General features: G+C 38.8%; 6 protein-coding genes and 3 rRNA genes. All 9 read left to right on the top strand.

Annotation, left to right across the window (positions count from 1 at the left end; translation table 11 throughout):
- Window positions 1–5 precede the first annotated feature (5 nt).
- The 9 genes from rpoC (at window position 6) to rrf (ending at window position 14,260) form a co-directional block, all read left to right on the top strand.
- Window positions 6–3,680, top strand: coding sequence for a DNA-directed RNA polymerase subunit beta' (rpoC, locus tag NQ543_RS11535; protein WP_004610975.1), 3,675 nt, complete (start codon window positions 6–8; stop codon window positions 3,678–3,680).
- A gap of 311 nt (window positions 3,681–3,991) precedes the next feature.
- Window positions 3,992–4,405: a 30S ribosomal protein S12 gene (rpsL, locus tag NQ543_RS11530; RefSeq protein ID WP_039904832.1), complete on the top strand. Its 414-nt coding sequence runs from the start codon at window positions 3,992–3,994 to the stop codon at window positions 4,403–4,405.
- A 26-nt stretch (window positions 4,406–4,431) separates the two neighbouring features.
- Window positions 4,432–4,902 carry a 30S ribosomal protein S7 gene (rpsG, locus tag NQ543_RS11525; protein ID WP_004610977.1) on the top strand — a complete coding sequence of 157 codons (471 nt, stop codon included), beginning with the start codon at window positions 4,432–4,434 and terminating at the stop codon, window positions 4,900–4,902.
- A gap of 29 nt (window positions 4,903–4,931) precedes the next feature.
- Entirely contained in the window at window positions 4,932–7,007 is a 2,076-nt protein-coding gene (gene fusA / locus NQ543_RS11520) for an elongation factor G (RefSeq protein ID WP_004610978.1), read from the top strand.
- Between the two features lie 84 nt (window positions 7,008–7,091).
- Entirely contained in the window at window positions 7,092–8,276 is a 1,185-nt protein-coding gene (gene tuf / locus NQ543_RS11515) for an elongation factor Tu (protein WP_004610979.1), read from the top strand.
- 363 nt (window positions 8,277–8,639) lie between these two features.
- The gene (locus NQ543_RS11510) at window positions 8,640–8,948 is read left to right on the top strand and encodes a PTS sugar transporter subunit IIA (protein ID WP_004610980.1); all 309 of its coding nucleotides are present in this window, start codon (window positions 8,640–8,642) and stop codon (window positions 8,946–8,948) included.
- A 469-nt stretch (window positions 8,949–9,417) separates the two neighbouring features.
- Window positions 9,418–10,941, top strand: a 16S ribosomal RNA gene (locus NQ543_RS11505).
- A 225-nt stretch (window positions 10,942–11,166) separates the two neighbouring features.
- Window positions 11,167–14,075: ribosomal RNA gene (locus NQ543_RS11500) — 23S ribosomal RNA — on the top strand.
- Between the two features lie 76 nt (window positions 14,076–14,151).
- Window positions 14,152–14,260 (top strand): 5S ribosomal RNA (rrf, locus tag NQ543_RS11495).
- Together the 16S, 23S and 5S rRNA genes form the textbook arrangement of a ribosomal RNA operon.
- The last annotated feature ends 262 nt before the right edge of the window (window positions 14,261–14,522 follow it).

The raw sequence follows: 14,522 nt of genomic DNA, 5'->3' as shown, positions 1-14,522 counted from the left end.
TTACGATGGCAAATACAAATAAATTCTCAGCGATTCAAATTGGTTTAGCTTCGCTTCAGAAGATTCGCGAATGGTCTTATGGTGAAGTAAAAAAGCCAGAAACAATTAATTATCGTTCTCAAAAACCAGAAAAAGATGGATTATTCTGCGAAAGAATTTTTGGACCATCTAAAGATTGGGAATGTAGTTGTGGTAAATATAAGAAAGTACGTTATAAAGGTGTAGTTTGTGATCGATGTGGTGTTGAGGTAACTAAATCTGCTGTTAGACGTGAAAGAATGGGACATATAGAATTAGCAACACCAATTGCTCATATTTGGTATTTAAAAGGAATTCCTTCAAGAATGGGGCTTATTCTTGATATGTCACCAAAACAACTAGAAGAAATAATTTATTTTGTTTCATATGTTGTTATTGATAAAGGAAGTACACCATTAGAGTACAAACAAGTTTTATCTGAAAGAGACTATCGTAAATGTTTTGAACAATTTGGTCATACTTTTGAAGCAAAAATTGGTGCAGAAGCTGTTCAAACATTATTAAAACAAGTAGACTTAGATAGTGAATTTGAAAAAGTAAGTAAAGAATTAAAAGAAGCACAAGGACAAAGAAGATCAAAATTATTGAAACGATTAGAAGCAATCGAAGCATTCAGATCTTCAGAAAATCAACCAGAATGGATGATTTTAGAAGCGTTACCTGTAATTCCACCTGATTTACGTCCAATGTTACAATTGGATGGAGGTCGTTTTGCAACTTCAGATTTAAATGATTTATATCGTCGTGTTATTACACGTAATAATCGTTTGAAAAAATTATTAGAATTAGGAACACCATCTATTATTGTACAAAATGAAAAAAGAATGTTACAAGAAGCTGTAGATGCCTTGATTGATAATGGACGTCGTTCTAAACCAATTACTGGTGCAGGAGGAAGAGCGTTGAAATCATTAAGTCATACGTTAAAAGGTAAGCAAGGGCGTTTTCGTCAAAACTTACTTGGTAAACGTGTTGATTACTCAGGACGTTCAGTTATTGCTGTTGGACCGGATTTAAAAATGTATCAATGTGGAATCCCACGTGAAATGGCATTAAATTTATTTAAACCATTTGTTATTAATGGATTGGTTAGAGATCAATTGGCTACTAATATTAAAGCAGCTGAAAGATTAATTGATAAAATGGATGATCGTATCTGGCCAATTGTTGAAGAAGTAATTAAACAACATCCAGTTTTATTAAACCGTGCTCCTACATTACACAGACTTGGAATTCAAGCATTTGAGCCTAAATTAGTTGAAGGTCGTGCAATTCGTTTGCATCCATTAGTAACGCCTGCATTTAATGCTGACTTCGATGGTGACCAAATGGCTGTTCACGTTCCACTAGGCGAAGAAGCAATTCAAGAAGCACGTCAATTAATGCTTGGATCTAATAATATTTTAGGTCCAAAGGATGGAAAACCAATCGTTACACCATCTCAAGATATGGTTTTAGGTAATTATTATTTAACATTAGAAGATAAAGATGGTAAAGGTGAAGGAACAGTTTTTGCTGATAGAAATGAAGTAGATCATGCATATTTTGCTAAAACAGTTGGTTTGCATACTAGAGTAGCAATTAGAGCATCAGCATTAAAAAATAATACTTTTACTGAAACTCAAAATAATAGCTATTTAATTACTACAGTTGGTAAAATATTCTTTAACGATATTTTTGATGGACAATTCCCGTTCATTAATGATCCAAGTACAGAAAATTTAACAGCAACACCTGATAAATATTTTGTACCAATGGGAACAAATATTAAAGAACATATTAAAAATCAACCTATTATTAAGCCGTTAAATAAAAAGTCATTAGGAAAGATAATTGATGAAGTATTTAAACATCAAGCTATGTCAGATACAAGTTTGATGCTTGATAAACTAAAAGATCAAGGTTTCTATTATTCAACAATTGCGGGAACTACTGTATCAGTTTATGATATTCAAGTACCACAAGCTAAATATGAAATCTTTGATGAGGCCGATGAAAAACTTGAACAAATTAAAAAGTTCTATAATAAAGGTAAATTAACAGAATCTGAAAGATATCAAAATGTAATTAAATTATGGACAGATGTAAAAGATCAGGTACAAGAAGTAGTTAGAGAAGAATTTGAGGCTGATGATCGTAATCCAATTTTCATCATGTCAGATTCAGGAGCTCGTGGATCGTTATCTAACTTTACACAGCTAGTAGGTATGCGTGGATTGATGTCAAATCCAAAAGGTGAAACAATGGAATTACCTATCAAATCTTCATTTAGAGAAGGTTTAACTGCATCAGAATTCTTTATTTCTACTCATGGTGCGCGTAAAGGATCAACTGATACGGCTTTAAAAACTGCCGATTCTGGATATTTAACAAGACGTTTGGTTGATGTTGCTCAAGAGGTTATTATTTCGGAAGATGATTGTGGAACTGATCGTGGTTTTGTTGTAACTGAGTTATATAATAATGATGATAAATCAGTTATTGTACCTTTATATGACCGTTTAGTTGGACGTTTTTCACAAAAAGATATTTTTCATCCAGAAACAAAGAAATTAATTGTCTCTGGTGGTGAATTGATTACAGAAGTTTTGGCAGATGAAATTGTTAATGCAGGAATTAAAGAAGTTGAAATTCGCTCTGTATTAGGATGTATTGCTAAAGGTGGAATTTGTCGTAAATGCTATGGTCGAAACTTAGCTACTGGTAATGTTGTTGAATTAGGAGAAGCGGTAGGGATCATGGCAGCTCAATCAATTGGTGAACCTGGTACCCAACTTACAATGCGTACATTCCATGATGGAGGAGTAGCAGGTGGAGCCGACATCACACAAGGGTTACCACGTATTCAAGAGTTATTTGAAGCGCGTAATCCTAAAGCAAAATCAATAATTAGTGAAATCGAAGGGGATGTAACTAGTTTAATTGATAATGCAGGAAGAGTTGAAGTTGTAATTACTAATGAATTAGAAACTCGTAGTTATTTAGCTCCATATGGTGCTAAAATAAGAGTTGATGTGGGAGATCATATTAATATAGGTGATAAAATAACTAAAGGATCTATTGATCCAAAAGAGTTATTATCTGTTGCGGATGTCGAAACAGTAGAAAATTATATAATTAAAGAAGTTCAAAAAGTATACCGTATACAAGGTATTGAAATTTCTGATAAACATATTGAAATTATTGTTAAACAAATGCTTAGAAAAATGAAAGTTATTGAAGGTGGAGACACTGGCTGCTTACCTGGTACAAATGTTAATATTAGTGCATTTACTGAGTTAAACCGTGAAGTTTTAAAAGAAGGTAAACATCCAGCTGTTGCACGACCTGTATTATTAGGGATTACTAAGGCATCTCTTGAAACAGAGTCATTCTTATCAGCGGCTTCATTCCAAGAAACTACTAAAATTTTGACTGATGCTGCAATAAAAGGTAAAAAAGATTTATTAAAAGGATTAAAAGAAAATGTTCTAATTGGTAAATTGTTGCCGGCAGGAACAGGACTACGAGGGCCTTTAAAATCACCTGAAACATTAGCAAAAGAAGCAGAGGAAGCAATCGCTAAAGCAAGTCTAGAAGAATCAGATGCTGATGTTAAAAATATAAATGATGAGTTTGAAGAAAGTAGTATAGCTGAATAGATATTTGACTTGTTTAAATTATAAATTTATTTACAAAAGGATTAGCTGGTTATTAGTTAATCCTTTTTATTTGATGATTTAATTGAAGTAGATGCGCTATATATTTAGCAATTTATCTAATTAGCTAAAATTAATTAATTTTAAAATATATAAACAATGTTATTTTTAAAGAAAAAATATAAAATTATATTGACATGATTAAATAAATAGATTAATATAATCTACGGTGCCTGTTATGGGGCGCATTACTTATTATGAAATGTGAAACACCCGGAATTGTGTGTTTGGATATTGAAGAAAGGAGAAAAAGAATGCCTACTATTAATCAATTAGTAAGACAAGGTCGTACAGACAAGACAACAAAATCAAAATCACCAGCGTTAAACAGAGGGTATAATTCATTGGCAAAAAAACCAACAATTACTAACTCACCTCAAAAACGTGGTGTTTGTACACGTGTTGCTACTATGACACCAAAGAAACCTAACTCGGCTTTACGTAAATATGCCCGTGTTAGATTATCAAATGGTATGGAAGTAACTGCATATATTCCAGGAATTGGACACAATCTACAAGAGCATAGTGTTGTTTTAATTCGTGGGGGTCGTGTTAAAGATTTACCAGGGGTTCGTTATCATATCGTACGTGGTACAATGGACTGTGCAGGAGTTAACAATCGTAAACAAGGCCGTTCTAGATATGGTGCTAAGAAACCAAAAGCTTAATAAATCAAGTATAGGAGGAAATTTAAATGGCAAGAAAAGGTCAAGTTGCTAAAAGAGACGTTCTACCTGATCCAGTATACAACTCAAAAACTGTATCTAAATTAATCAACAACATTATGCTTGATGGTAAAAAAGGTGTAGCTCAAAACATCTTATATGATGCATTTAAAAAAGTAGAAGAAAAAACTGGAAATTCAGCTATGGAAGTTTTTGATCAAGCTATTAATAACATTATGCCAGTTCTTGAGCTTAAAGTTAGACGTATTGGTGGAGCAAACTACCAAGTACCAGTAGAAGTTTCAGGTGAAAGAAGAATGACATTAGGTTTAAGATGGCTAGTAAATTATTCACGTTTAAGAAATGAAAATACAATGGTTGAGCGTTTAGCAAATGAAATCATTGATGCTTCTAATGGAGCTGGAGCTTCAGTTAAGAAGAAAGAAGATACTCATAAAATGGCAGAAGCTAATAAAGCATTTGCACATTTCCGTTGGTAATATATAAAAACTAAGGAAGGAGAAAGATTATGGCTCGTGAATTCTCATTAGAGAAAACTCGTAATATTGGAATCATGGCTCATATTGATGCCGGAAAAACAACAACTACTGAACGTGTCCTTTATTACACAGGTAAAATCCATAAAATTGGAGAGACTCATGAAGGAGCTTCTCAAATGGACTGGATGGAACAAGAACAAGAACGTGGTATCACAATTACTTCTGCAGCAACAACTGCACAATGGAATGGATATCGTGTAAATATTATTGATACACCAGGCCATGTAGACTTTACTGTTGAAGTTGAACGTTCATTACGTGTATTAGATGGTGCGGTAACTGTATTAGATTCAAAAGCAGGTGTAGAACCTCAAACAGAAACAGTTTGGCGTCAAGCAACAACTTATGGAGTACCACGTATTGTATTCTGTAATAAAATGGATGCTACAGGTGCTGACTTCATTATGTCTTTAGAATCATTGGAAAAAAGATTAGGGGTTCATGGAGTGGCAATTCAATTGCCAATTGGTGCTGAAGACACTTTCGAAGGTGTTATTGATTTAATTAAAATGAAAGCAGTATATTTTGAAGGCGATAAAGGTGAAAACGTTGTTTATAAAGATATACCTGAAGAATATGTTGCACAAGCACAAGAATATCGTGCAAAAATGCTAGATTCTGCAGCATCATACGATGATGATCTTATGATGAAAGTTTTAGAAGAAGAAGAACCAACTGAAGAAGAAATTAAAGCTGCAATCCGTAAAGGGGTTTTAGCTGTTGAATTATTCCCAGTATTATGTGGTTCTGCTTATAAAGATAAGGGTGTACAACCAATGCTAGATGCAGTTATTGATTATTTACCTGCACCTACTGATATCCCATCAATCAAAGGTATTGATGAAAATGAAAACGAAATCGAAAGACATGCGTCTGACGAAGAACCTTTTGCAGCGTTAGCATTCAAAATTATGGCTGATCCATTTGTAGGAAAATTAACATTCTTCCGTGTTTATTCTGGAACAGCTGAAGCTGGAAGCTATGTATTAAACTCTACAAAAGGTAAAAAAGAACGTTTAGGTCGTATCCTACAAATGCATGCTAATAAACGTAATGAAATTAGTACTGTATATGCAGGGGATATTGCTGCTGCTGTAGGATTTAAAAATACAACTACTGGTGATACTATTTGTGATGAAAAGAATTTCGTTATTCTTGAAAAAATGGAATTCCCTGAACCAGTAATTGAATTAGCTATTGAACCAAAAACAAAACAAGATCAAGATAAACTTGGAACAGGTTTAGCAAAATTAGCAGAAGAAGATCCAACATTTAAAACTTATACAAATCCTGAAACTGGTGATACTGTAATCGCTGGTATGGGAGAATTGCATTTAGATGTAATTGTTGATCGTTTAAAAAGAGAATTTAAAGTTGAAGCAAATGTTGGGGCACCACAAGTTGCTTATCGTGAAACTATTACACAAGCAGCTGATTGTGAAGGGAAATATGTAAAACAATCAGGTGGTCGTGGACAATATGGTCATGTTTGGATTAAATTTGAACCTAATGAAGGTAAAGGATTTGAATTCGTTGATGCAATTGTTGGTGGAGCTGTACCTAGAGAATATATCAATTCTGTTAAAGTTGGATTGGAAGATGCACTTGAAACAGGAATGATTGCTGGTTATCCAGTATTAGATGTTAAAGCGACATTGTTTGATGGTTCATACCATGATGTCGATTCATCAGAAATGGCTTATAAAGTGGCTGCAAGTTTAGCACTTAAAGCTGCTGGTAAGAAATGTGCACCAGTCATTTTAGAGCCAATTATGGCTGTTGAAGTAGTTGCACCTGCTGAATATTTAGGTAGTGTAATGGGAGATGTTTCTTCACGTCGTGGAATGATTGAAGGACAAGAAGAAAGAGGAAATGCAGTTTCTGTTCAAGCTTCAGTACCTTTATCAGAAATGTTTGGTTATGCAACTGATTTACGTTCATTTACTCAAGGTCGTGGTAACTATACTATGAGATTTGATAGATATGAACCAGTACCTAAATCTATTAGAGAAGAAATTATTAAGAAAAATGGTGGAAACGAATAGTCTCTAATCAAAATCTTATTGATTTTTTCAATCAAATAAATTAGAATGTATATGTACAAAAATATAAATTAGGAGGAACCTTAAATGGCTAAGGAAAAATTTGATCGCTCTAAAGCGCATGTAAATATTGGAACTATTGGTCACGTTGACCATGGTAAAACAACTTTAACTGCAGCTATTACTACTGTATTAGCTAAAGAAGGGCAAGCACAAGCAATGGATTATGCTTCAATTGATGCTGCACCAGAAGAAAAAGAACGTGGTATTACAATCAATACTGCACACGTTGAATATCAAACAGCTACTCGTCACTATGCACACGTAGACTGTCCAGGTCATGCTGACTACATTAAAAACATGATCACTGGGGCTGCTCAAATGGACGGAGCTATCTTAGTAGTTGCTGCTACTGATGGTCCAATGCCTCAAACAAGAGAACACATCTTATTATCTCGTCAAGTAGGTGTACCATACATCATCGTATTCTTAAATAAATGTGATATGGTTGATGACGAAGAATTATTAGACTTAGTAGAAATGGAAGTTCGTGAATTATTAAATGAATATGACTTCCCAGGTGATGATACACCAGTTATCCGTGGATCTGCATTAAAAGCATTAGAAGGAGATCCAAAATGGGTACCAGCTATTCATGAATTAATGGAAGCTGTTGACACTTATATCCCAACTCCAGAAAGAGATACAGATAAACCATTCTTAATGCCAGTTGAAGACGTATTCACTATCACTGGACGTGGAACTGTTGCTACTGGACGTGTTGAACGTGGACAATTAAATTTAAATGACCCACTTGAAATTGTAGGTATTCATGAAACTCAAAACACAGTTGCTACAGGTATCGAAATGTTCCGTAAATTATTAGATTACGCTGAATCAGGAGATAACGTAGGGGTATTATTAAGAGGGATCAACCGTGATCAAATTCAACGTGGACAAGTATTAGCTAAACCTGGATCAGTTAATCCACATAAAAAATTCAAATCACAAGTTTATATCTTAAGCAAAGATGAAGGTGGACGTCATACTCCTTTCTTTGCTAACTATAGACCACAATTCTATTTTAGAACTACTGATGTAACTGGTGTTATTGAATTACCAGAAGGTGTAGAAATGGTTATGCCTGGAGATAACGTTGAATTAACTGTTGAATTAATTGCTCCAATCGCAATTGAAAAAGGAACTAAATTCTCTATCCGTGAAGGTGGTAGAACTGTAGGTTCTGGAAATATCTCTGATATTATTGAATAAAATTAATATATATAAATATAAAAGCTTGCTGATTTTCAGTAGGCTTTTTATTCATATTATTGATTTGAATTTTGAATTATATAATGTATTGTAATGCGTCTATTACTGTATATGTGTATTTTTTATATTTAATGCATCCAAATAAGTAAAAAAAGAAAAATATAATTATAAATCAGATATATGTAAATATATTTGTATTTTAAAATGTTAAGTGATTATAAAAATATGTTATTTATTTTACATAAGTGTGCTAAAATGTAATGAATTTCTTTTTACTTTTTATAGTCTTGAAAATAAAAAGTGTGTTGGTTATAATATAAAAGCAGATATAAGTCTGAAAATTGTTATAAGGAGAAAATAAAAATGGATGAACAAGAACAAGTAGTAATTAACTTAATTGTTAATAGTGGAAGTGCTCGTAGTTCTGCAATTGAAGCTATTCAATATGCAAAAGCTGGTGATATAAAAAAAGCAGAAGAATCATTGCAAACTGCTAAAGAAACTGTAAACGATGCTCATCATTCACAAACTGAATTAATTCAAGCTGAAATTCGTGGTGAAAAAAGCCCATTAAATTTATTGATGGCACATGCTCAAGATCATTTAATGACTGCACTAGTTGTAATTGATTTAGCACAAGAATTTATTGATGTATATAAAAAAATTGGGTAATTAATAAAAAACTTTCTTTTAATGAATAGTTAATAATTTACTAATAATAACATTTAAAGAAAGTTTTTTTATTTTTGTATTACTATAGTTCTACATATTAAATGGTTTTAATTAAATAATATAAATACGAATATAGGAAGCAAATTTAATTAGATTAGTGCATAAAAATTGTATAGGTCTATTTTGTTTAGCTAAAAAAACAAAAAAAGATAAAAAAAGGCAAAAAAAGCTTTACAAAGGCAAAGGAATATGGTAAATTAAGTGAGCACTCGAGAGAAGAGGAAAGAGGCTTTAGAAAAAGATGGAAAAAGATATTGACTAAAGTCAAAAAAGAGTGTAAGATAAGAAAGTCGGCAAAAGAGAGGCCGATAAGAGAGATCATTGAAAACTAAACAGAATTAAAGAACACACGTCAAAGAGAAAAAAGAAGAGCTAAACAGACAGGAAATTGTCTGAGAGAGATAAAAGGACAATGGAGAGTTTGATCCTGGCTCAGGATGAACGCTGGCGGCGTGCCTAATACATGCAAGTCGAACGCGAGCAGCAATGCTCGAGTGGCGAACGGGTGAGTAATACATAAGTAACCTGCCCTAGACAGGGGGATAACTGCTGGAAACGGCAGCTAAGACCGCATAGGTATGGACACTGCATGGTGACCATATTAAAAGTGCCAAGGCACTGGTAGAGGATGGACTTATGGCGCATTAGCTGGTTGGTGAGGTAACAGCTCACCAAGGCGACGATGCGTAGCCGACCTGAGAGGGTGACCGGCCACACTGGGACTGAGACACGGCCCAGACTCCTACGGGAGGCAGCAGTAGGGAATTTTCGGCAATGGGGGAACCCTGACCGAGCAACGCCGCGTGAAGGAAGAAGGAATTCGTTCTGTAAACTTCTGTTATAAAGGAAGAACGGCGGATATAGGGAATGATATCCGAGTGACGGTACTTTATGAGAAAGCCACGGCTAACTACGTGCCAGCAGCCGCGGTAATACGTAGGTGGCGAGCGTTATCCGGAATTATTGGGCGTAAAGAGGGAGCAGGCGGCGGCAGAGGTCTGTGGTGAAAGACTGAAGCTTAACTTCAGTAAGCCATAGAAACCGGGCTGCTAGAGTGCAGGAGAGGATCGTGGAATTCCATGTGTAGCGGTGAAATGCGTAGATATATGGAGGAACACCAGTGGCGAAGGCGACGGTCTGGCCTGTAACTGACGCTCATTCCCGAAAGCGTGGGGAGCAAATAGGATTAGATACCCTAGTAGTCCACGCCGTAAACGATGAGTACTAAGTGTTGGGAGTCAAATTTCAGTGCTGCAGTTAACGCAATAAGTACTCCGCCTGAGTAGTACGTTCGCAAGAATGAAACTCAAAGGAATTGACGGGGGCCCGCACAAGCGGTGGAGCATGTGGTTTAATTCGAAGCAACGCGAAGAACCTTACCAGGTCTTGACATCCGGATAAAGACCTCAGAGATGAGGGGATAGATATATCCGAGACAGGTGGTGCATGGTTGTCGTCAGCTCGTGTCGTGAGATGTTGGGTTAAGTCCCGCAACGAGCGCAACCCTTGTCGCTAGTTACCATCATTAAGTTGGGGACTCTAGCGAGACTGCCAGTGACAAGCTGGAGGAAGGCGGGGATGACGTCAAATCATCATGCCCCTTATGACCTGGGCTACACACGTGCTACAATGGATGGAGCAGAGGGAAGCGAAGCCGCGAGGTGAAGCAAAACCCATAAAACCATTCTCAGTTCGGATTGTAGTCTGCAACTCGACTACATGAAGTTGGAATCGCTAGTAATCGCGAATCAGCATGTCGCGGTGAATACGTTCTCGGGCCTTGTACACACCGCCCGTCACACCATGAGAGTTGATAACACCCGAAGCCGGTGGCCTAACCGCAAGGAGGGAGCTGTCTAAGGTGGGATTGATGATTGGGGTGAAGTCGTAACAAGGTATCCCTACGGGAACGTGGGGATGGATCACCTCCTTTCTAAGGAGAAGAGGAAGTGTGGAGAAGATTCTGTTTAGTTTTGAGTGAAACTCGAAGAAGAGAAGCTCAGAGATCATTGAAAACTGGATAATAGACAAATTGCGAAAGAAAGAGATCGAGATAAGAAAATTATTGAGGTCTTTCTAGAGAAAGTCGAAAGAAAACTAAGAGAATTCAACACTGAAACAGTCAGTAAGAAGGAAATAGTGATCAAGACACCGAATAGGTAAAGTAGGGAAGAGCGTATGGCGGATGCCTAGGCACAGAGAGGCGAAGAAGGACGCAGCAAACAGCGAAATGCGACGGGGAGCAGTAAGCATGCAACGATCCGTCGATGTCCGAATGGGGAACCCATCCGGGATAGAGACCGGATATCCTGCAGTGAACAGATAGCTGCAGAGAGGCGAGACTCAGGGAACTGAAACATCTAAGTACCTGAAGGAAGAGAAAATAAAAATGATTTCCTAAGTAGCGGCGAGCGAAAGGGGAGGAGCCCAAACCGATTTTAGGATCGGGGTTGTAGGACTGTCAGGAAAGAGCAAGAAGGCATTATAGGCGAACGGACTGGGAAGTCCGGCGAGACAGGGTGAAAGCCCCGTAGCCGAAATAGTGAAGAAGCTTGAGACAGCACCTGAGTACGGCGGGACACGAGGAATCCTGTCGGAATCTACCAGGACCATCTGGTAAGGCTAAATACTCCTCTGTGACCGATAGTGAACCAGTACCGTGAGGGAAAGGTGAAAAGAACCCCGGGAGGGGAGTGAAAAAGAACCTGAAACCATATGCTTACAAGAAGTTAGAGCCCGTTAAAGGGTGATAGCGTGCCTTTTGTAGAATGAACCGGCGAGTTACGATATGCAGCGAGGTTAAGCAGGATATGCGGAGCCGAAGCGAAAGCGAGTCTTAACAGGGCGCTAGTTGCATGTCGTAGACCCGAAACCGAGTGATCTAGCCATGACCAGGTTGAAGTTGGGGTAAAACCCGATGGAGGACCGAACCGACCCCCGTTGAAACGTTGGCGGATGAGTTGTGGCTAGGGGTGAAATTCCAATCGAACTCGGAGATAGCTGGTTCTCCCCGAAATAGCTTTAGGGCTAGCGTCGAGAGAGAGTCATGTGAAGGTAGAGCACTGAATATGTGATGGCCCCATCCCGGGGTACTGAATATAATCAAACTCCGAATGTCACAGAGACATGCTCGGCAGTCAGACAGCGGGTGATAAGGTCCACTGTCAAGAGGGAAACAGCCCAGACCATCAGCTAAGGTCCCAAAATATATACTAAGTGGAAAAGGATGTGGAGATGTCCAGACAACTAGGAGGTTGGCTCAGAAGCAGCCATCCTTTAAAGAGTGCGTAACAGCTCACTAGTCGAATGACTCTGCGCCGATAATTTACCGGGGCTAAGTATATTACCGAAGCTATGGATTTGCGATGAGCAAGTGGTAGGGGAGCGTTCTATGAGCGAAGAAGCAGTACCGGAAGGAGCTGTGGAGCATATAGAAGAGAGAATGCCGGTGTGAGTAGCGGAACGTGGGTGAGAATCCCACGCACCGAAAACCCAAGGTTTCCAGAGGAAGGTTCGTCCGCTCTGGGTAAGTCGGGACCTAAGGCGAGGCCGAGAGGCGTAGTCGATGGACAACAGGTAGAGATTCCTGTACTTACGGTATGAATGAAGGAGTGACGGAGAAGGCTAGGTGATCCTGCGGCTGGAAGAGCAGGTGCAAGCGAGGTAGCAGATATCCAGGCAAATCCGGATGTCGAGAAAGCGAAGGCGTGAAGCGGATGGAAAGCCAAGGCAAGTACAGAAGTCATTGAAGCCAGCTTCCAAGAAAAGCTTCTAGTGAAAATCATACAGTAACCCGTACCGAAAATGGACACACATGGGTGAGGAGAGAATCCTAAGGTGAGCGAGAGAACTATAGCTAAGGAACTCTGCAAAATGACTCCGTAACTTAGGGAGAAGGAGTGCTCATAGAGATATGAGCCGCAGTGAAACGGCCCAAGCGACTGTTTACCAAAAACACAGCTCTATGCTAAGTCGAAAGACGACGTATATGGGGTGACGCCTGCCCGGTGCTGGAAGGTTAAGAGGATGTGTCAGCGCAAGCGAAGCACTGAATTGAAGCCCCAGTAAACGGCGGCCGTAACTATAACGGTCCTAAGGTAGCGAAATTCCTTGTCAGGTAAGTTCTGACCCGCACGAAAGGCGTAACGATTTGGGCGCTGTCTCAGCTGTAGACTCGGTGAAGTCTTAGTACCTGTGAAGATGCAGGTTACCCGCGACTAGACGGAAAGACCCCATGGAGCTTTACTGTAGCTTGATATTGGACTTTGATGCAGGATGTACAGGATAGGTAGGAGACTGAGAGACATGCACGCCAGTGTGTGAGGAGTCGCTGTTGGGATACTACTCTTCCTGTATTGGAGTTCTAACCGGATGCCATAAGCTGGCAACGGGACAGTGTCAGGTGGGCAGTTTGACTGGGGCGGTCGCCTCCCAAAGAGTAACGGAGGCGCCCAAAGATACCCTCAGCTTGGATGGAAATCAAGCGCAGAGTGCAAAGGCAAAAGGGTGTTTGACTGCGAGACCAACAAGTCGAGCAGGGACGAAAGTCGGGCTTAGTGATCCGGCGGTGCTGAATGGAAAGGCCGTCGCTCAACGGATAAAAGCTACCCTGGGGATAACAGGCTGATCTCCCCCAAGAGTTCACATCGACGGGGAGGTTTGGCACCTCGATGTCGGCTCATCGCATCCTGGAGCTGAAGTCGGTTCCAAGGGTTGGGCTGTTCGCCCATTAAAGCGGTACGCGAGCTGGGTTCAGAACGTCGTGAGACAGTTCGGTCCCTATCTGTCGTGGGCGTAGGAAGTTTGAGAAGATCTGTCCTCAGTACGAGAGGACCGGGATGGACATATCAATGGTGCACCAGTTGTCACGCCAGTGGCACAGCTGGGTAGCTAAATATGGAAGGGATAAACGCTGAAGGCATCTAAGTGTGAAACCCACTTCAAGATGAGACTTCCCATTACGCAAGTAGGTAAGACCCCTTAAAGACGATAAGGTTGATAGGTCAGGAGTGTAAGCATGGTGACATGTTCAGCGGACTGATACTAATAGGTCGAGGACTTAACCTAAAGAGAGAAGAAGAAGCAATAGGAGCTATTATCCGGTTTTGAGTGATTCTCGAAAGGAATTGCTTAAAAGAGAAGATCTGGTAGCGATAGCATGATGGACACACCTGTACCCATACCGAACACAGAAGTTAAGCATCATAACGGCGACGATAGTACTGCGGTGCGACAATAGCAAGCTGCCGGTTCTTTTTTTATTTTGGGATCATATATTCTTCATCATATACCGGTACCTTCTCCGGTATCTTTTTTTGTTTAGCTAAAAAAACAAAAAAAGATAAAAAAAGGCAAAAAAAGCTTTACAAAGGCAAAGGAATATGGTAAATTAAGTGAGCACTCGAGAGAAGAGGAAAGAGGCTTTAGAAAAAGATGGAAAAAGATATTGACTAAAGTCAAAAAAGAGTGTAAGATAAGAAAGTCGGCAAAAGAGAGGCCGATAAGAGAGATCAT

Source organism: Thomasclavelia spiroformis DSM 1552, from assembly GCF_025149465.1.
In the GTDB taxonomy this organism is placed as follows: Bacteria; Bacillota_I; Bacilli_A; order Erysipelotrichales; family Coprobacillaceae; genus Thomasclavelia; species Thomasclavelia spiroformis.
The sequence above is the reverse complement of the archived record's forward strand: the minus strand, read 5'-3'. Positions and strand labels throughout refer to the sequence as shown.

Excerpts from the sequence above, each read along its gene's own strand:
- rpoC (WP_004610975.1), top strand. The coding sequence starts at position 6 with ATGGCAAATACAAATAAATTCTCAGCGATTCAAATTGGTTTAGCTTCG.
- rpsL (WP_039904832.1), top strand. The coding sequence starts at position 3,992 with ATGCCTACTATTAATCAATTAGTAAGACAAGGTCGTACAGACAAGACA.
- rpsG (WP_004610977.1), top strand. The coding sequence starts at position 4,432 with ATGGCAAGAAAAGGTCAAGTTGCTAAAAGAGACGTTCTACCTGATCCA.
- fusA (WP_004610978.1), top strand. The coding sequence starts at position 4,932 with ATGGCTCGTGAATTCTCATTAGAGAAAACTCGTAATATTGGAATCATG.
- tuf (WP_004610979.1), top strand. The coding sequence starts at position 7,092 with ATGGCTAAGGAAAAATTTGATCGCTCTAAAGCGCATGTAAATATTGGA.
- NQ543_RS11510 (WP_004610980.1), top strand. The coding sequence starts at position 8,640 with ATGGATGAACAAGAACAAGTAGTAATTAACTTAATTGTTAATAGTGGA.